This is a genomic window from Scytonema hofmannii PCC 7110 (genome assembly GCF_000346485.2).
Classification (GTDB): Bacteria; Cyanobacteriota; Cyanobacteriia; order Cyanobacteriales; family Nostocaceae; genus Scytonema; species Scytonema hofmannii.
Genome location: NZ_KQ976354.1, coordinates 8,343,954 through 8,364,066, shown reverse-complemented (window position 1 = coordinate 8,364,066; position 20,113 = coordinate 8,343,954). Strand labels below are relative to the sequence as shown.

Genomic DNA, 20,113 nt, shown 5'->3' with positions numbered 1-20,113 from the left:
ACTCCAACCCCTTCTAGGGTTGGTTCCCTTGCTAAACACAGTGTAAAATTTTGATTTTATATATTTAGCAATTATGCCTGCGCGTCCTGTCTACTTAGATTGCCACGCTACCACAGCTGTTGATGAACGTGTGTTAGCAGCCATGATACCTTACTTTACAGAACACTTTGGCAACCCTTCCAGCATCAGTCATGTTTATGGATGGGAAGCAGAGGCTGCTGTTAAACAAGTACGGGAAATTTTGGCGACAGCCATCAACGCCACGCCAGAGGAAATTATCTTTACTAGCGGTGCAACAGAAGCGAATAATTTAGCTATCAAAGGTGTTGCAGAAGCTTATTTCCAAAAAGGACAGCATATCATCACTTTAGCAACAGAACATAGCGCTGTCCTAGACCCTTATAAGTATTTGAAAACCTTGGGCTTTGAAATCACAATCCTTCCCGTTCAAAAGGATGGACTGATTGATTTAATGGAGTTAGAACAAGCTTTTCGTTCTGACACAATTCTTGTATCAGTCATGGCTGCTAATAATGAAATTGGCGCGTTGCAGCCATTGGCGGAAATTGGTGCAATGTGTCGCGATCGCAATATCCTTTTCCATTCTGATGCAGCACAAGCTATTGGTAAAATTCCTTTAGATGTGCAGGAAATGAAAGTGGATCTGCTGTCACTAACAGCACATAAAGTATACGGTCCAAAGGGTATTGGTGGGTTATACGTTCGCCGAAAAAATCCTAGAGTACAACTTGCAGCGCAACAACATGGTGGTGGTCACGAACGGGGAATGCGTTCTGGTACTTTATACACACCGCAAATTGTAGGGTTTGGTAAAGCAGTGGAGATAGCTTTACAAGAGCAAGTCACAGAAACGGAACGTTTGATCCAACTCAGGCAAAGATTGTGGGAACAGCTTTCTCAGGTAGAAGGAATTCGTCTTAACGGGCATCCTATACAGAGATTACCAGGAAATTTGAACATCAGTGTTGAAGGGGTGGATGGTGCTGCATTGCTATTAGGATTGCAACCTGTAATGGCGGTGTCTTCTGGTTCGGCTTGTTCTTCAGCAACGACTGCACCTTCTCATGTTCTCACAGCACTGGGGCATTCAGAACAGTTAGCTTATGCTTCAGTGCGATTTGGGATAGGAAGATTCAACACTGCTGAAGAAATTGATAGAGTGGCGGAACATGCGATTTCTACTATTCAAAGTTTGCGGAAACAAAAATTGTTGGTGTAACTGCAATTTTTATTGTTTAGCCTTTGGGTGAAGATTTAATAAGAATTCAACCCAATATGCTATAATAGCAACCCAGTATATCTGAATAATTTAAAAACCGCTCCAGACGCTGAGGGCGCAAAGGGAGGTACAAACAATGGCGTCTCACAATAAAAAACCTAAAAATGAGATTCATAAGTTGTCAACTCAGATTGTCAACGTTGTTTTAATTGATGACAGCGTTAAGACTGAATTGCTAGACCTTATGGAGCGCTTAGGTATTGTTCGCTCTGAAGCATATAACAAACTTGGTAGTGTCAAGCACTGGGGAATGGATTGGCATAAAGCTTATCCTCTTGTGCGTGCATTCCGTACTCCTGAATCATTGGGGCTACCATCCAAGTTAATGGAGTGGACAGTCAATGATGTGGCTAAAGCGATACTTGCCCAACAAGCTGCAACAATTGCTAACTTGAGTGGAAAGATTTGGGCAAGGTATTCTGGTAGTGAAAACGAAGCGCAAAGAAAAGAAGCCTACCGTAAGCTAAAGTCCACTGAGTTTTTATCAGACTCATTCTTAAGTCGAATTGTGAGGGATGAGTTTCAACGCGGTCATACTAGTGTTGAGCACCAAATTGTTTATCAACCAGTAGCCTATACAGTACAACAAATTAATCGCTTTGTTTATAGGTTAAGTGTTTCTGGTTTAACCAAAGGTAAGCGAGTTGAGTTCAATATGAGGAGTAACCGCAAGCCAAGTGGACAAATCAGAGTTATTTACAATTCAGAACTAGACCGTTTTGAAGTACATTTCTTAGTAGACTTCGGACACTACAATAAATCATCTGACTCAGAGCGAACGCCTATTGGTATCGATAAAGGATATACAGAAGCTTTCATTGATTCGTCGGAAAAAGTTCACGGTGCTGGTCTGGGTGAGCTACTAACCAAAAAGTCTAACCGCATTATTAATAAGAATCGTCTTCGTGGTAAGCTGTTTGCTATTTTTCGTAAGCTGGAATTACATGACCCAGTAAAAGCTGCACGTATTCTCAAAAATAACTTATCTAGAAAAACTGAAAATAAACGTTATCGGAAAGACCAAACAGCTATCTCTTCATTACTTGGTCAAACTTCTAAATCCCTGTTTGCTACTGGTTTATTAAAAGTTTTTGCAGAAGATCTGACCCAACCCATCAAAAATAAACGCTACAGCAAATCTTTGTCTCGCAAGTTGAACAGTTGGGTCAAAGGCTGTATGCGAGACAGTTTACAAAAATGGGCTGATTGGAGTGATTCAGTCATCACAGAGGTGAACGCTGCGTATACGTCACAAACTGATTCCGTCACGTTGACTCTTTTAGGGAAGCGTGTTGGAGACAGTTTTACCAGGCATACTGGGGTCGTTGTGCACTCAGACTGCAATGCTGCTAAAGCTGTCCTTCATCGAGGTACGGATAAGGAGATTACTCGGTACATGGGAGCGAGTGAAGTGCAAGCAGTGTTATTGCGTCGTACTGCAATGTTTCTGAAGCTCGAAGGTAAGAGTTTGGATGATGCAGTGGAGTTGGGCTGGCTTGACCCTAAGCATCGAAAAAACCCTGAGTTTCAAAAACTGGTAAGTGGGAGCTTACCAACGTCTAGAAAGAAAAGTGGAAGGTCTAAACCTTAACCGTTACACCACTTCTCACTCAGACAACAATTCTGTTTTATACCGTTTAATAGCGATTTATCCTTTTTACGAGTCTCCCTAACTGATAGATTGTCTTCAACTACCCTACCCTAAAGGTAGGAGGTATCCCGGAGGTTTTGATGAACCTGTTATCCCCAAGTTTGAAAGCGTTGATTCGCCAAAAAATCAAAGATGCTCAATCGTTCTGGCGGGGTTACGTGTTTTACTACCCTCGCAAACAAGGCTCAGAGCAATCTTCTGATTATTGCTATCAATGGAGTGAAATTAGTACGGCAATTAAACAACGTTCTGGTTCTCTCCAAGTCAACGAGAACCGCCTTTGGAATATGCAACTGGCGACAAAGGGTATTGATAGGTTGACCCTGAACCCGGAGCAAATTTTTGACTTTTGGCATCGCGTACCGCGTCCAACTCTTGCCAATGGTTTCCGGGAGGGTCCAACTCTGGTGGGTAATCGCTTGATGAGTGATGTTGGAGGTGGGTTGTGCCAAATTTCTACGACTTTATTTCAGGCTTTACTATGGGCAAACTGTGAAATTTTAGAACGTCACAATCACTCAATTGATGCTCATGGAGACACTCGTTTTTTTACTTTAGGTCAAGATGCAACAGTGGCTTATGGTTATAAAAACTTAATTGTGAGAAATAACAGCCAAGCTTCTTTACGTTTGCGATTGCAGGTTTTTGGTGACAAGGCTTTGGTTGTAGCAAGTGTGTGGGGAACTGAGCCAAAGCCAGTTGAAGTAAAGGTTTCATCTCATATTTTGGAAACACTCCCCGCACCTCATATCAACGAAATGCCTGGTTGGCGGGTAGAAACGCTCCGTCACGTGCGCCAAGTGGAAGATCTAACTGAAGGATGGCAAGTCAATTATCGCACCTTAGATGTCTACCAACCTCATGTCAAACTACAAGAAAATTTCAGTCAAATCCCTGCATAATTTTTTTGATGCGGTTCTCTCTCCCTACGAACTGTTACCGGAAGTTGCAGAAGCATTAAAAACGCATTTGGTGGAGGCAAATCTTTGTGGAATGGATTCGCACGGTTTGCAACAAATTTTTGGTTATGTGAAAAGTTTGCGGAGTGGACGGATTAACTCAAAACCAAATTTGTGTATCAATTCAGCACGTCCAACAATGATTCGGATTGATGGCGATCGCAGTCCCGGACAGTATGCAGGCAAAGTCGCAATGGAAAAAGCGATTGAAGTTGCTCGTCAGTTTGGAATGGCTGTGGTGGGAGTGAGTAATAGCAATCACTTTGGGATGGCGGGTTATTATACTCGCATGGCAGCAGAAGCAGGTACAATTGGCTTTGCAACTAGCGATACCAGTGCTGTAGACTTAGCTCCCTATGGAGGAACAAAGGCAAAACTGGGCAACAATCCAATTTCTTGGGGAATTCCTACAGGTACATCGCAACCTGTGATTTTAGACATGGCAGCCGGGACTGTGAGTGGAGGTAAAGTTAAGCACTTTGGATATCAAGGTTTACCGATACCTTTGGGTTGGGGGCTTACGGAAGCAGGAGAACCAACAGATAATCCCAAGCAGGTAGCAGTCAATTTACCAGCATCTTATAAGGGGTCTGGTTTGGCATTTGTGGCAGATTTACTGTGCGGTCCGTTGTTGGGTACTGCAGCAGCAATGTTTAAAAATAAAGCAATTCATGATGGTGCTAACGGTACCGGACATTTATTCTGGGTGCTTGATGTGGAGGCGTGGAGCGATCGCAAAGAGTTTGAGCAACAGGTGCAAGATGCGATCGCTTCTCTCAAAGAAACTCCCCGTCTAGACTCCAACCAGCCCATCTACTACCCTGGAGAACTAGAAGCAATGACGCGCCAAGAGCGAATGTTAACAGGTATTCCAATACCCCAAGCCTTAATTGAGGAATTGGCTGCTTTTTTCGGAGAAGAAAGTGTTTCTAAACTCATAGATTAAGCTAAAGTTAATAATTTCAGAGCGTCTCTTGAGAGCAGCCCCACGGGCGGCACACCACCCGCTACGAATGAAAGAAACACTCTTTCACCTACTCCCTACTCCCTACTTCCCACTCCCCTGTTTCTTGAGAGAATCCTCAAAAATCGCTCCTCTCCGTTCCAAGTCAAGCTTCATGTCTTCCGAAAGCCCCGTATTCCAGCCAAATCGAGCATCTTCCACATTAGCACCATGCAGATCGGTATAATTTAGGTTGGCACCACGCAAGTCAGTTCCGCTCAAGTTAGCCTCGCTCAGAAAGGCTCCCTTAAGGTTAGTCTCGCTGAGATTAGCACGACTGAGGTTAGCTTTGTAGAAATCAGCCGTGTACAAGCTAGCACGGTTGAGAATAACACCCCGCAGATCGGCACAACGGAGGTCAGCACCACGTAAAATTGCACCACGTAAGTCAGCACTCCGCAGGTCAATATTGGAAAGGTCAGCAAAAAGTAGGTTAGCGTTTCTTAGGTCAGCACCGCTTAAGTTAGTACCACTCAGCTTGGAACCACCGAGATGAGCACAAGAAAAATCTCTTCTTCCTGCTGAGTAAAGCTCTAAAAGCTCTCTAGAGTCCATGTTTATTTGTGATTTGGAGAAGTTGGTTCTTGCTCAATGGCAGGGGTGGTTTCGGTCAAGTTAAGCAGTGTCAGCTACCTCATGTACTGTAGTTCAACGCCTCAATTAGTGCGAAACTACGCAGCCACTTACATAACAAAGTAAGCCTAAAAGCGTATTGAAATGAACAAGATTGAGGACACTTTATTTTTTGTCCCGGAATTCCTTTTCCAAAGTTATACCATTTTGGATTTTAGATTTTGGATTTTGGATTGAGAAAGCCTTGCTTGGGCTTAATCTCGCCCGACTACTGTCGCATTCTTTTTTCAAATTGGTATGAGAGAATTACGACAATTGAGTTTTGGTAATAGTGGACACTTCGCTCAATTGGCACTTAGCTCTGTCAATCAAGTTGTCTATTTGCAGCAACTTCATTCTCCAAATCTTGGAGTGTAGCAGCCATGTCAACCGCTATTCCTGCAAATTTCATAAAATTTTTCTTTTTGCGGGAAGTTTGAGTAGCTTCCTGGTTGACCAGAGAAATCGTAATCTCTACCTCTTTGCCTTTAAATTCGGATAACCCGCTAAGTTCTAGTAAATCACTCGTAATTGTTTTTTTAATCTTCAAAACGTCCATATAGTCTTACCTGTTCGACTGCTGTATACACAATTTACTCCTAACTGCTTTTTATATCAATCAATTTAGGCAGTCCCGATGAAAAAATTTTCACCACCAATCATAAAAATTTCTCTTCCCCCACTCCCCATTGCCCCTTATCCCCAGAGGGGGCCCCGAGTTCCCCACTCCCTACTCCCTATTTTCTAGACAGTGTCAAGAAAAAGAACTTTGAGAGTTAATATGAATAATTAAGTTGTCCCCAAACTCAGAGGGAATTTCTATGATGTCACCAGGGTGACCTAGGCGCTGACGCGCTGCAAAGAATGCTGACTCCATACCTTGAGTGTAATTCAGCAAAAGGGGCTTTTGTTCTGGAGGCACGCGGCTTTCTATTTCATCTACTAATTGTCGCTTCCATTGATTTGTCATTTCCCATTTCACTCCCACACTTGGCATGACCATCACACATAAAGGTACCAGTTCCTGTTCCATAGGTCTGAGACTTTCTTCTAACACGCATAGCCATAAGTAAGCCTGGAACATATCTAAGTCACGAAGACAAGAGTGAGCGACGTCTGGATGACCCAAAGAGCCTCTTAAGCTACGATAATTGGGCAATAATTGTAACAGTCGGCAGTAAACTATTGAACTAATCTCATTCGCTATAGGGAACATTTGCTGAACTAGAGCTAAAGCTGGTGAACCTAGCTGATGCTTTGCGGCGGCGGCACAGACTCGCTGCCAGGGCATAGCAACTTGTTCTTCAAGGAACTTAAAGTAGGGACACAGCAGCACTTTCTCAGCTGGTGTCAACTGATTAATCAGTAACTGATTAGTGAAATTGAACAGCGTAGTCAGAAAACCAAGCACACGCTGCTCCTTTGCGATGAAATGTTGTTCCTGATACTTTAGTAAAGATTGTTCTAATTCATTGAACAACTTTTCTATGCTTGGTATTGTCCGTAACACAAGAGTCGTTTCTTCAGTATTACCTGAAGTCATTTGTTTGACTATAGGAGTGACAACAATACCAGACTGTTGTTGGTAAAAGGATAGTAACGTTTGATAAACTTTGCAGGCAAACTGAGTGATTCGCTGCTCCGCTTGAGAATCAATAATGTCAGGAATATATTCGTAGAGAGATTTTGCCTGTAACACTGCTTGATAACTCGTGCGCTCTAATACAGTCTTCAATAATTTAGCTGCTGTTAAGGCTCGAGCTTCTGGCCAAGCGGCTTTTACCAATTCTCCATAAAACTTAGGATTTTTGGAGAGAGAAGATACGTCTACTGTATAACGCTCTGCCCAAAGCTTAAGTAATAACTCGGTCGAAGGGGTTTTGGGAATGTTAACAGATAACAGCATAAATTAGTTTGCAAGTGACAACAGAACGTAAGTAGGTTGAGATGAAAAAATGTAACTGGAGAAGGTCGAAAAAGACAACTTTATAGGTTCAATCCACAGTTGTTGAACCTCGCCAAATGTTAGTTCGATAACTTAGGCGATTTTCGAGAAAAATTTTACTTCTGTAGGGGCGCAAGGCATTGTGCCCCTAAGATAGGTTACCTATTCCCCGGTAATTTATTTTTTGGAAATCATGTTAGGGATGTGCAAAAAATAAATTCGACCTATTGTAGGGCGTCCTTGCCCTTACCCGTTTGCTGACGGGCGAGGACGCCCTTACCACAAGAGATTTTTGTGGGTTTTGCCTGTATAACCGCAATTTCTAATCGCCAAGGTTAAGTATGAAATAAGACTTCTCAGACACCCTCTTAGAGGTACCAAATAAATCTGAGGATTTTCTGAGGTTTGTGTTTGTTCGGAATGACTGTAGTTAATTAGAAACACGGGCAATAAAATGAGTGTGCGTAGAGTTTGGTCTAGAATACAAACAATCTATCTGTGGATTGTTAGAGATTAAATATGTCAAGGTAGAAAAACAAATTACCTATGTCAGTAGTTGCCCTGAATCTCTGTATTTCTAAATATATCTTTAAAAATCTGCCATTGTCATCTATCTGGGGAATTTGCTTAAGTTGAGTTTGATTGTAGCCACATATACAAAAAATCTATCAACCAGTTCTAAGGGTTTCCTTCTCTTGATTGGCTGCGCTGCTTGGCTGTTGCTAGCAGAGTCTCTATAGCCCGCTCTTTTTGAGGATCTTTACCCTCTGCATATTCTAATGAGAAGGGAACGCTAATATCTGGCGCGACGCCTTTACCTTCTAGCCTTTGGTTCTCATCAATAAATACGTTGGCAACAGCTAAATAGAGGAAACTACCATCATCCATCAGAAAAAGACGACCAGCAACGACTGCACCCGTTGTTTTAGAACCAACAACAGGTCCTATTTTATGTTGCTGAAAACCATATGCCAGAATTTCCTTACTACTTCTGCTGCCTTCATTGATGATCATGACAGCAGGCTTTTTCCATTGAGGAATAAACGTATATTTTCTACCGTCACGAGCAACATTGGTAACACTCGGTCCGGCTTTTGCAGTGAATATGTTGAGATAGCTAATGTCTCCTCCACCCCAACCATCTCTTAAATCTAAAACTAAACCATCTGCTTCTCGGAGACGACCGTAAATCAGATCTTCTCGTAGCTGTTCCTGATCTGGATCGGCTGCATTTGACCAGATGTGAACGTAACCAATTTTTTTACCATCTCGCTCAATGACTTGGGTACTGGCTTGCTGTGCTGACCTAAACATCGTGGTTGCGTCTAGCATCTTGGGAATTACAGTAATTTTTTGGCGGCTGTTCGCATTACTGTTTCTTTGAATTAACAATGTGACTTTTTGACCCGCTTTACCAGCAAAAGACTCAAGGGGTTTGTAAGGGCGATCGCCTACACTGAGCAATTGGTCGCCCACTTTTAACTCTGCTGCTAAAGCAGGGCTGCCATCAAGTATAGTTTTGATAAAAGTTTTGTCGTTGATGTCTTTAGTAGTTATACCAATACCACTGTATTCAATCTTACCTTTTTTAAAAAACTTTCTTAACTGCTTTTGAAAATCAGGATTCCCTTCTTGAAAAATACCCAAAAGCTGATAATAAGCAGGTTCATCTTTTGTGTAGAAGCGAGTGTGAGATGTCTGCAACTCAGCAAGCATTTGATTGATAACGACAGCAAGTTCCTGGCTGGACTTGGTGCTTGCTGCGGATGATTCATACTTTTTCCGCATTGCCTTCCAGTCAACTCCATTAAAGTTGGGGTCGTAAAAGTTTTCGTTTACAGTTTGCCAAACTTTTTCAAAAATCTTTACTTGTGGTTGTGCAAGCATTTTAGGCAAGGGAGAAGCAAACCACAAGAGGAGTAAAACTGCAACACTCATTAATATTGCTACAGCTAACCTGTTTAACTGAGTCAGTCTGAGTCTTACGATCGCGTTGGTTCTCAAGTTTTCCATCTAAATTAAAAGTAGATGCGTAGCAACTTGTAGCACGACCATCTTGATGACTAATTAGTTCCATTCTATTCCAGTCGTTTCTTTCTCAAGCGATTCACCAACAACTCAACCTCTGGCAGTTTCATGATACTCACTAAAGCTGCAAAAACTCCTAATCCGATACTACTAGCAAGACTTAATTGTAACAACTGTCTCAGTATTCCTTCGCTACCCCAAAGAACTTCAAAACCCCAACTTGTGAGCCAACAAGCAAGCCCTGTTATTCCACTTATGCCAATTAAACCCAGTATGGGTAGACTCCATTCTCGCAAAGCTAAACCGTTGAGTCGGCGATGCAAGCACCATAACAACATGATAGTTGCTGTTAAATTCACTCCCATAGAAGCAAGAACTAAACCGGGTGCGCCAAAGGCTTTTACTAGAAAATAATCAAGTACTATATTCAGTGAAATATTTATTAAAGTTATGCGAAAAGGTGTTTGCCCATCTTCCAAAGCATAGAATACCCGCACTAATACGCTGACAAGAACACTGGTGAAAGCGCCTAAACCATAAGCCATGAAAAGAGTTGCCACAAGTTTGGATGCATGGGAGTCAAATGCTTGGCGCTCGTACACTATTCTTACAATTGGCACAGCTAAAGTTATCATCAAAGCTCCCAAGGGTAACATAGTAAGAGCTGTAATAATGATGCTTTGACGAATCCGCAGCTTTAATGCAAACCAATCTTCTGGCTTTGTTAATTGGGAAAATACTGTTATGAATGGTATTAATAAGGCACTCGTAAGAATACCTTTGGGCGTTTGAGCAAGTAGCCCAGCATAATTTAATGCCGCCGCCGCATGAGGAATATAAGAAGCGAAGAATAAGTCAACGTAAATGTTAATTTGGGTCATGCTGGAAGATAAAATAGCAGGAGCCATGACTGCGATCGCCTCTTTCACCCCTGGAGAATAAAAGTCAAAGCGCAGGCGTAGTCTCCCCATACCCTCCCGCCACTGCACTATCAATTGAACTACCCATTGCAAAATAGCACCTGCAAGAGTTCCACCAGCTAATACCAAGCCTCCTTGGAAAATAGGGAGTGGGGAGTGGGGAGTAGGGAGTAGGGGGTAGTCAGATGTATTGGCTGGGGTTCCCTGTTGTAGGACGAAAACACCCAAGCCAATGATGACTGTTAGACTAGATAGCATTGGGCTAATGGAAGGAAGCCAGTAATGTTGTGCTGCATTTAGAGTCCCAAAGCCAATACCGATAAACCCCGATAACATAGCGATGGGAGCCATTATCTGCAATTGTTGTGCAGCTAGGGTTCTAACTTGTGGTTCCAAACCAGGGGCTATTAAATGAGTGAAAAAATCTGCACAAACAATCAAACTAATAGTGACCAAAAGTAAGATGCAGCCAGTAAGAGTGGTGATTGTTTCTACCAAAGGAGCAGCTGTTGATTTTTCTCGCTTTGCTAAAACGCTCACCAGAGTACTATGCACTGGACCATTAATACCACCAAGCAAAACTAACAAAAAGCCGGGGATAATATAGGCGTAATTGTATGCATCAGCAACCGGACCAACTCCAAAAACTGCTGCAACACAAGCCGATCGCACTAACCCAAAGAGTTTGCTGATGAGAGTGGCGATCGCAACAATTCCCGCAATTCCAGCTAGTGAGCGCTTCATTTAAGAATTACAGTAGGTCTTTTGTGCTAATGTAGCATCTAGCACGAAAGGATTTTCATTTCCTTGAAATTCAGCGATCGCACGACTGCGTTCAATTTCAGTAGTGTCAGGAGGATCTTGCTGGTTCCATTGACACAGGGTTTGACGCTGTCTTTCAAAGTAGTTTGGGTCTACTGCGTTAGCGCGATCGCTATATATAGTATTGAAGTAAAACATTGCTCTAGCAATATTTCCTTTCACCTCTTCTCTAGGTTCAAATCTAGAAAATGCTGATTCGCTAAATTCATCAATTTCACTATTAGGAATCGTCCTTAAACGAACATCATCTCGATACCACTTCTCAGTACTTCGATCCTCAATTTCACTGAAAGGTTTGTTACCGCGATCGCTATTCACATCTTTTCGCGAGGGAAACAAATGGTGAAGGTCACTGCGGGCATTACCCTTATCAGCCCCTTTACTTTGAGGCCAAACGTGTTCGGTATTCTGTCCCAGCCTGTCAGCTTCCTGGCTGGTATCGCCGTCGCCTGTTAAACGAATTGAGAAACCAGCATAAATGTCTGTCACAATTCCGTCTCGATTATCAATAATACCAAACATCTGGTCTCTTGACCGATCGTAGTTCAAGTCTCGACTGGGCTTATACTCTTGAGCGAGTTCCTGAATTAAAGCCGCCGATGATGTTTCACTTTCTTGAACTTCAGGTGGAGGAGTTGGTACTTGAGCCAAGGGGCTGGCTTGTACTGGACTCATCCATACAAAAAATATGAGAGAAATGCTAACCAGTAGCAATTTGATGAATTTCATTTTTTTCAACGAAGTGTTTTCTGGAAATAGGCTGGTACATTGGAAAGATACCAGTTACTTCTCAATAGGTGCAAATCAAATTAACTTATGTACTTGCAATTCCCAAGTCAACCCTTTTCCCATCTTTCCAAAGAAGTCCTCAAAATCACCTCGATCAATTGTTGATAAGATAGACCAGCCGCACGAGCAATTTGAGCAAACGAACGCTGTGGATGCAAAGTAGCGTCTGCATTGATATCTAATAGATACGCCCGTCCATCTAGTGCTATACGAAAATCAAAAGTTGCATAATCTAGCGGTCTAAAAAACTTCATCAATTCCAAGGTGACATCACGCAACCCCTGTAGCTTTGAATCATCAAGATCGACTCCAATTTTCTGAAACTTTCCCTGACGCTTAGCTGACAAATCTAAAACTTGCTCATTCAGTGATTCACCCATGGCGTTGACTGTTTCTACTGCACCGATTAACAATGGTGAAGAATTGCCAACAATACCCACTGTAATCTCACGACCTGCAATAAATTCTTCACACAGTACTGGTACATGAAATAACTTACCTATTTCCTCCACTTGTTGACGGAGTACAGCCAATCCCTCTTGGTTATCAAATCTTCGCAATCCTAACGAGTAACCTTCACAACTAGGTTTCAAAATTGAGCTTGACCAAGGAGGTAAAGATTGAATATCCTCTCCTGTTTCATATCGATACCAAGAAGGTGTCGAAATTCCACGCCACTGTAACACGGGTTTGAGGAGATCTTTATTTAAAGTCAGACTTTTGACTGTAGCGTCACCACCAGTATAAGGAATATTTAATTGCTCTAAAATTGCGGGTGCTAGAGCGGTACGATTGCGGGAAAGAGTTCTGACTGAAAGGTTCCAAACAAAATCTGGGAGTTGATGAAAACGCCACCTTTCTAACAAATTATTTAAAGCGCCAATTTTATCTACTGTGTAACCTAAAGCTGTTAAACTTTCTGCGACGGCTTCCACTTCTTCTGGTTCTCGCCAGTGATAGTGCGTTTGTTCTTTTGCTGTTAAGTCTGACATGATGTCAGCCTCAAGCTCAAATAATAATCCTATGTCATTTGTCATTTGTTATTGGTCACTGGTCACTGGTCATTTGTTATTGGTCACTGGTCACTGGTCACTGGTCACTGGTCACTAGTCACTGGTCACTGGTCACTGGTCACTGGTCACTGGTCACTGGTCACTGATTAAGCCAACAAGTTTGCTCGTCAACTGGCAATAGTATCACTCCAGAGTTATCTAATCCTCGCCGCACCTGCTGCCATTTGGCTACTAACTGTATGGGTGAACCGGGAAGAATACCTACAAGTTCTAGTTTGCCGTCTTCATGAGTTAGGATATAGCGAAAGCGTTTGACGGGTCCACTGCACTGTTGACGAACTGTTTCTATTAACTGCATTCCTTCTACAATTGGCAGTTGAAAGTGAGTTGCATGCTTAACGGGACGTGGGTGAAAGATATATTGCGGAATAACGCTATAACGATGGAGTTTTTTGAAGAGTTCAGTTAAAGTATCTGGAGAGTCGTTAATACCTTTCATCAAAGCGATTTGAGAAGTTAGCAAACAACCAGCTTTTTGCAGGTTTTCTAAGGCGCAAATTGTTGCTGTGGAGATTTCGCGGGGATGGTCAAAATGGCATTGAATGATGATTTGAAATCGAGATTTATATTGATGCAGAACGTCTAATAGTTCTGGATCAGTGGTGAAACGACTGGGTAAGAAAGCAGGGAGTTTGGTACTGATGCGAATTTGCCAAATATGGGGAATTTGTGCGATCGCACTTAAAAGATTGGCTAGGCGGCGAGTGCTGGAAATCATAGGATCGCCACCAGAAAGAAGCACGTTGTCTATTTCTGGGTGTTGGGCAATATAAGCCAGTGCTTCTTGTAAATCCTCTATTGTCTCTTGTGTCAATACATCACGACTCATCAGCCGCCGACGAAAACAGTAGCGGCAATGTCCGGCACAAGCTTGAGTCACAATTAACACTGCTGTTTGGTCGTATTTGTGCTGCAAACCCTGTATAATTGTGGAAAGTTCTTCACCACTGGTATCAAAGTTTCCAGATTCATCCTTCTCACCTTCCGAAGGTAACAGCAGCAACCGCAGGGGATCGTCCGGGTTTTGCCAATTGATGAGATCTGCATAACCTTGGGGAACCATCATGGGAAAGTTCTGCTTTGCCTCAGTCACGCGATCGCGTTCTTCTGGTGATAAAGGCAACCAGTCTTCTGCTTGGTTAGATAACTTTAAACTTTCGATTAATTCGTCTTTCCAGCCTATCTCTACTAACCTAGTGTTCTGAGTGATATTTGTGTCTGTACTCGTCATTTGCCACTCTTTTGCTAAAGGGTTCCAATCTAATGTTGCAAGCTTCTGCTAATAAACACCGCACAAACACTGATATGCAACGAAGATGGAGTGAGCGTTGTTGTGGCATTCGCAGCAACAGATGAGTTTAGTGATTGTTCGATATCTTCAGTTTGCGCCATAAAACTCCTTATTTAAGAAGGAGATCTTACCATGAATTGATATGCGTTTCAGACGAGAAGACAATGGAAGCGGCGCAGTGTTCATTTTGAGGATAAGACTCATGCTTGACTTATACGATCTGATCCGAAACATTCAAAAGCGCCCTGCAATGTATTTGGGTCAACCCTCTATTTCTCATCTGCGAACATTTCTGGCTGGTTACTTCTTTGCTCGTCATCAACTGGGGGAACCAGAAACCAATCAGGAAAAGCACTTTGTCAATTTTCAAAACTGGATTCAGGAAAAGTTTAAGGTTACATCTAGTCAGTCTTGGGACAAAATCATCCTGTTTTTTTCACAGGATGAACATAAAGCCCTGGAACAATTTTTTGAACTCTTCGATGAGTTTTCCACAACTAATCAAAATGAAGCAACGCCTGTAATCGCCCAAACGGTTCACTCAACTATCAGGAAGAGTTAACTAATTGAGCCACTCCGCACAAGGAAGTCATGCCATCTTAGTCATAGGTACAGTAATCCCAAAAACCCGATAAATAAGTGCGAAACCGGGTTTCTAGATGTTTGAACTACTTATAACCAAAGTACTTGCGATCGCTCTTGCAAGACTCGTTTGTAAACATCCTCTGTTTGTTTTGCTAATTTAGGCCAACAGAAACGACGTTCCAAGTCTTCATAAGCATTATCAATCAGCCATTGGCGGTAGCCTGGGTTCTTTAACACTTCTAAAATTCCCCAAGCCAAGGAATCTGGATCGTTAGTATAAGTCACAATCCCTGTTTTGGTATGTTGCACAACTTCTGGAAAACCGCCTGTATCGGAAACAACAACTGGAACGCGTGAGGCAAAGCTTTCTAGAGCAACAATACCAAAGGGTTCGTAGAGACTTGGGAAAACAGCACAATCAGCAATTGTTTGGAATTTATCTAAGTAGTCATCAGAGATAAAGCCCGTGAAATAGCATTTATGCCAAATCCCTGTATCCCAAGCTTGCTTTTTCAGATGGTCTGTATTACCACCACCAATAATCACAAACTTAACATATCCTCCCATTTCCCAAAGTACTTTAGGCGCAGCACTGAGAAGCAAGGGTACACCTTTTTCATAGGTCATGCGACCTACATAGTAGACAATTTTCTCACCATCTTCAGCAAATTGACGGCGGAAATCCAGAGCGGGAAAATCTTGCTGGAGCTTTTTCTTTTCTGGTCGAATACCATTATAAATAACGTCAATTTTATTCCCAGGGCTGTGTAAAGCGTGTTCTACTTCCCGCTGCATATAGTCGGTACAAACGATGACTCGCCAAGCATTATAAACGAGTAGTTTTTCTTTGCCACTTATATACCTTTGTGTATCCGTGTAAATACCGTTATAGCGTCCGTACTCGGTAGCGTGCATCGTAGCGATTAGGGGAATTTTAAAATTATGTTTGAGAGCGATCGCCGCATCTCCAACCAACCAGTCATGAGCGTGGATGAGATCAAAAGAACCTTCTTCGAGTATTAGCTTACCACCATGATGACCCATACTCTCGTTTAAATTCACAACCCAATGAAAAAAATCATGACTGGGTGCGATTGGTATACGATGTACTCGAACTCCTTCCACCACCTCATACAAAGGAGCATTCCCAAATTCTGGTGTAATTAAGTGAATTTCATGTCCTAACGTTACTAGTTCCGGGTATAACTCTGCTACGTGACGAGAAATTCCCCCAACTATGCGAGGCGGAAACTCCCAACTCAGCACTAGTATTTTCATCTCCTACACCCTATCTTATTACAAATCTATAACTTTTTATCTTGACTCCAAAATCCAAATTTGGCTAATGCTGCAAACTACAAGAATTTATTTTTTGTTGTAGCATTATTTTCCACTCCCTATTCCCTACTCCCTACTCCCTAATTTTTGGCGAAAAGCCAACCACGCTTTTGTTGCTTGTTGGTCAGAAGTAGCCGCTTTCTTAAGTAAAATCACCCCATCTCTAAAATCAACAATTCCATATTCCCGATTGTTGGTCAGTTGGTCAATCAGCGTGACAAGTTCTCGCAGGAAACCGCGATCGCTCTTAAATGCTGCTTGATACTGTTGCAATTGCCACAGGTCTGCGATCGCATAATCTACTTTTATCACTTGACGCTCATCATTTCGCAATTCTAAAGCAGGCAAGCGAATAATTTCACGGCGACTGGAAAGATGGGGGACAAGATAGGTAGTAGCAGACACGCTTGCTTGGGGTGGAACTTGTGCCAACAATGGATGTATCTGCGCCACATGATACCATTGTTGAGGTAAGGATACATATACCCAAGGTTGAAACGAATCTGGTAGTAAAAAATAAAATGCTCTGTTTAAAGCAGAACTACTTGAAGTGAAAGAAAACAGTAGAGAAACACAAATACAGCCAATCCAAAAACGGCGAAATGACGGTTTAAATGCTTTTGGATGCTTATACCACCAAAGGATTGCCCCGTAAAATAGCCCAGGAACCACAGTTAAAGCATAGCGAACGTTAATCGCTAGGACTGTATCACCTTGACCTAAAAATAGTTTTAGCAGGGGAAAGCTTGCTATCATCCAAGCCGCCGGAGCAACAATAGGTATAAACGCTAAAGGCAACCAGTGACCCAGTAGATACTTGATAGTACGGTCTACAGGTGTAACTAGTTCTACCAATAAGCGCCAAGGGTTACTAATCATACCCCAGATAATTTCTAAAGTGGAAGCTTCATTCCCATCCGCATATTGCCCAAACCGTTCCAACATAAAACGCTGGGAAATATCCTTGGAAAACAGGGGCATGATTGTATTAGTAAGAACCAAGATATAACTGAAACTCAAGGTACAGACAGCAAGCCCAGCACGGGGAAAGCGTTTGCTTAAAATCATGTAAACGCCAACGCCAAATAAGCCGATACCAGCATCTTCACGAACCGCCAAAATCAAAACAGCGAGTAACCAAAATGGTTGCCACCAGCGCTTTTCCATTGCTAGAAGCAACCCGAAGACAAACAATGGAATTTGGCTGATGTCGTGAAAATTGCTTAAGGTGGGACCGATAACAGCGTTAGCCCCGTAGAAACTAGCAGTTATCATTACTGCCAGGGGTGGTTCTAAGTAATGTCGCGCCAACAAGTACAACACCAGACCCGCAGCAGTAATAAAAATTACCTGGAAAACGACTAAAGTTGCCGGGGAGGGAAATAAAGCATATATTGGTAGCCAAAGTAACAACGCTGGAGTAAAGTGTTGACCCAGGCGATGATAATAAACAGTGGCAACTTCTCCAGCGTGAACAACATTAGTTGAAAGACTTGAGGAAAGGGAACTTTGGAAGAAGCGTCCGTGAAGGTTATTCCAGAAAACTTGGTTAAAAATGCCTTGGTCAAAAGAGGCGTAAAAACTGTAGTAACGATTTAGGGTAACAAAGAGACAGAGGACAAAGAAGATTCCCACCAAGGGAAGTATTGTTTTAACATCAGTTGGAACCACTGGTTTCAATTCTGAGGCGGTTTGCAGCTTTTTTCGCAATCTTGAGAGCATCACTCGTTTACCCTGACTGTAAGAAACGGGGCAATCAATTATTGTAAAGCGTTATGACTCTGAAACTCTAACAACAAGAGTTGCCGATTTTTTCTCATGATGCATTTAATCTGAGAGATGTTTCTCACTCCCATAATAAGTGGTACACAATACCCCTATCAATGGACAATAAATGGAGTTGGTTATTGTTCCCTAGTTACAAATGCAGACCTTACTCGCTGACGCTCAAAATTTGCTTTCTGACCTCATCGCCCGCTACTCACCAAGCGTAGATTATCTGATGATTCGCCTTGAAGAAGCTGAAGGAACTGATATCTTGTTGCGTGGCGACAAGGTAGAAACTCTTAGCGAAGGGATCTCAATTGGCGGACAGATTCGTGCTTGTTATAAAGGGGGATGGGGGTTTAGTAGCTTTAACCAGCTTTCCACAATTCGCGATCGCATAGAAGAAGCCATTGCTGCGGCTAGAATTGTCGGCGATGAGGAGACTGTATTAGCTTCTATTGACATAATACAAGAAATATGCGTGTTGCCTCTAAGGGGAACCGATCCCCGGCAAATTCCGCTCAAACAGAAAAAAGAATTGTGCGATCGCTACATGGACTTGCTCAGAGGTGTTGACTCACGCATTACCACCACCTCAGTGCGTTATGCTGACAGCACTCAAAGAGTCATCATTGCCACCAGTGAAAAAACCTATATTGAGCAATCTTGGGTAGATATGGAAATCCGTTTTGCTGCAACAGCCAGAAATGGAGAGACGGTACAAACGGGAAGGGAAACCTCAGGTTCGCGCAAAGCCTTTGAAGATTTAATGACTCTAGATGAACAAGTAAAACTTGCAGCACAAAGAGCAGTTGCAGCGTTATCTTTGCCATCAGTCAAAGGAAATACTTACACTGTAGTGATTGACCCCATTCTCACCGGGTTATTTGTCCATGAAGCCTTTGGGCATCTTTCCGAAGCAGACATGGCTTACGAAAACCCAGATTTATTAGAAGTGATGACCATTGGGCGGCGGTTTGGTCCAAAAGAGTTGCACATTTTTGATGGTGCTGCGCCAGATGGGCATCGCGGTAGCTATTTTTACGACGATGAAGGCACACCAGCAACCACAACACAGTTGATTCAAGATGGCGTATTGGTGGGGCGCTTGCATTCCCGCGAAACAGCAGGCAAATTGGATGAAGAGCCTACGGGTAATGCGCGGTGTCTCAACTATCACTTCCCTCCCATTGTACGGATGACCAATACCTGGATTGAAAGGGGTAAGACGCCCGTGGAGGATTTATTTAGTGAGATTAAAGAAGGAGTTTATGCGCGTAACTGGTTGGGTGGGATGACGAATGGGGAGATGTTCACCTTTAGTGCAGGGGAAGCGTGGATGATTAGAAACGGTAAAATTGCTGAACCTGTTAAAGATGTGACGCTTTCAGGGAATGTTTTCCAAACTCTGGCAGATATTGAAGTGATCGGTGATGATTTTTACTGGGATGAATCTGGGGGTTGTGGTAAAGGCGGACAAAATGGTTTGGCTGTGGGTTGTGGGGGACCCAGTTTACGGATTCGTGATGTGGTGGTTGGGGGTGAAGTTGGGTGATTTAAGGCATATCGTGAAGTCAAATTCCCGGCCCGTCACTATACCTCAAAAATCCTCCACTTTTAAGGATTTCCAAGAAATAAATTATCCCTCTTGTGGGACGGGCGTCCCCGCCCGTCCTCTACTGGTGGCGGGCGGGACGCCCGCACCACAAGGAATTCTGGGATATTCTTTTATTTGGAAATCCCTTAGCGATCGCATATCGTAAAGTCAAATTCCCGACTTGTCATTGTACCTCAAAACTACTCCACTTTTAGATGGTTTGATATCAAAAGTGACGATAATCTAAGAGGAGAGATAGCAGCGTCGGTACACTAAGAGGTGCTCTCTGTGTCTTTATGTTTTTTTTAAAATTCAACTTCTTTCATTATCATTTTCTTTAGATTGACTTTATAAAGTAACAATAAATCTTCATTGACTGATTCCGTAGATGCTAGTTTTATTAATTCAGTAAATTTTAGGATTTACCAAAAAT

General features: G+C 42.6%; 17 protein-coding genes. 6 read left to right on the top strand and 11 right to left on the bottom strand.

The window, feature by feature from the left end; genetic code table 11:
* Positions 1–73 precede the first annotated feature (73 nt).
* The 4 genes from WA1_RS35390 (at position 74) to WA1_RS35375 (ending at position 4,856) form a co-directional block, all read left to right on the top strand.
* Positions 74–1,240, top strand: coding sequence for a cysteine desulfurase family protein (locus WA1_RS35390; protein ID WP_017745905.1), 1,167 nt, complete (start codon positions 74–76; stop codon positions 1,238–1,240).
* 136 nt (positions 1,241–1,376) lie between these two features.
* On the top strand, positions 1,377–2,891 hold the full coding sequence (locus WA1_RS35385) for a hypothetical protein (protein ID WP_017745906.1): 1,515 nt from the start codon (positions 1,377–1,379) through the stop codon (positions 2,889–2,891).
* A gap of 140 nt (positions 2,892–3,031) precedes the next feature.
* On the top strand, positions 3,032–3,853 hold the full coding sequence (locus WA1_RS35380; RefSeq protein ID WP_017745907.1) for a VanW family protein: 822 nt from the start codon (positions 3,032–3,034) through the stop codon (positions 3,851–3,853).
* Complete coding sequence (locus WA1_RS35375; protein WP_272819306.1) at positions 3,798–4,856, top strand: Ldh family oxidoreductase; 1,059 nt, start codon at positions 3,798–3,800, stop codon at positions 4,854–4,856. The genes WA1_RS35380 and WA1_RS35375 overlap by 56 nt, the downstream gene beginning before the upstream one ends.
* Positions 4,857–4,958: 102 nt before the next feature.
* Here WA1_RS35375 and WA1_RS35370 read toward each other — a convergent pair whose 3' ends face one another.
* The 9 genes from WA1_RS35370 to WA1_RS60605 form a co-directional block, all read right to left on the bottom strand.
* Complete coding sequence (locus WA1_RS35370; protein WP_017745909.1) at positions 4,959–5,468, bottom strand: pentapeptide repeat-containing protein; 510 nt, start codon at positions 5,466–5,468, stop codon at positions 4,959–4,961.
* A 382-nt stretch (positions 5,469–5,850) separates the two neighbouring features.
* On the bottom strand, positions 5,851–6,084 hold the full coding sequence (locus WA1_RS35365; protein ID WP_017745910.1) for a hypothetical protein: 234 nt from the start codon (positions 6,082–6,084) through the stop codon (positions 5,851–5,853).
* Positions 6,085–6,279: 195 nt separating this feature from the next.
* Positions 6,280–7,431, bottom strand: coding sequence for a hypothetical protein (locus tag WA1_RS35360; protein WP_017745911.1), 1,152 nt, complete (start codon positions 7,429–7,431; stop codon positions 6,280–6,282).
* Positions 7,432–8,148: 717 nt separating this feature from the next.
* Complete coding sequence (locus tag WA1_RS35355) at positions 8,149–9,408, bottom strand: S41 family peptidase (RefSeq protein WP_017745912.1); 1,260 nt, start codon at positions 9,406–9,408, stop codon at positions 8,149–8,151.
* Positions 9,409–9,548: 140 nt separating this feature from the next.
* On the bottom strand, positions 9,549–11,162 hold the full coding sequence (gene murJ / locus WA1_RS35350) for a murein biosynthesis integral membrane protein MurJ (RefSeq protein WP_017745913.1): 1,614 nt from the start codon (positions 11,160–11,162) through the stop codon (positions 9,549–9,551).
* On the bottom strand, positions 11,163–11,969 hold the full coding sequence (locus tag WA1_RS35345; protein WP_017745914.1) for an endonuclease I family protein: 807 nt from the start codon (positions 11,967–11,969) through the stop codon (positions 11,163–11,165). It abuts the gene before it with no gap.
* Between the two features lie 107 nt (positions 11,970–12,076).
* A complete protein-coding gene (locus WA1_RS35340) occupies positions 12,077–13,066 on the bottom strand; it encodes a D-alanine--D-alanine ligase family protein (protein ID WP_017745915.1) in 990 nt (329 codons plus the stop codon).
* Positions 13,067–13,181: 115 nt separating this feature from the next.
* Positions 13,182–14,333 carry a KamA family radical SAM protein gene (locus WA1_RS35335; protein ID WP_017745916.1) on the bottom strand — a complete coding sequence of 384 codons (1,152 nt, stop codon included), beginning with the start codon at positions 14,331–14,333 and terminating at the stop codon, positions 13,182–13,184.
* 29 nt (positions 14,334–14,362) lie between these two features.
* Entirely contained in the window at positions 14,363–14,494 is a 132-nt protein-coding gene (locus WA1_RS60605; protein ID WP_272819305.1) for a hypothetical protein, read from the bottom strand.
* Between the two features lie 101 nt (positions 14,495–14,595).
* Here WA1_RS60605 and WA1_RS35330 point away from each other — a divergent pair, with 101 nt between their 5' ends.
* The gene (locus WA1_RS35330; protein WP_201789141.1) at positions 14,596–14,955 is read left to right on the top strand and encodes a hypothetical protein; all 360 of its coding nucleotides are present in this window, start codon (positions 14,596–14,598) and stop codon (positions 14,953–14,955) included.
* A gap of 110 nt (positions 14,956–15,065) precedes the next feature.
* On the opposite strand, the gene WA1_RS35325 is transcribed toward WA1_RS35330, so the two are convergent.
* Both WA1_RS35325 and WA1_RS35320 read right to left on the bottom strand, forming a co-directional pair.
* On the bottom strand, positions 15,066–16,256 hold the full coding sequence (locus WA1_RS35325; RefSeq protein WP_026134940.1) for a glycosyltransferase family 4 protein: 1,191 nt from the start codon (positions 16,254–16,256) through the stop codon (positions 15,066–15,068).
* A 126-nt stretch (positions 16,257–16,382) separates the two neighbouring features.
* Entirely contained in the window at positions 16,383–18,038 is a 1,656-nt protein-coding gene (locus tag WA1_RS35320; protein WP_017745919.1) for a DUF2079 domain-containing protein, read from the bottom strand.
* Between the two features lie 202 nt (positions 18,039–18,240).
* On the opposite strand from WA1_RS35320, the gene WA1_RS35315 reads away from it, so the two are divergent.
* A complete protein-coding gene (locus tag WA1_RS35315; protein WP_017745920.1) occupies positions 18,241–19,638 on the top strand; it encodes a TldD/PmbA family protein in 1,398 nt (465 codons plus the stop codon).
* The last annotated feature ends 475 nt before the right edge of the window (positions 19,639–20,113 follow it).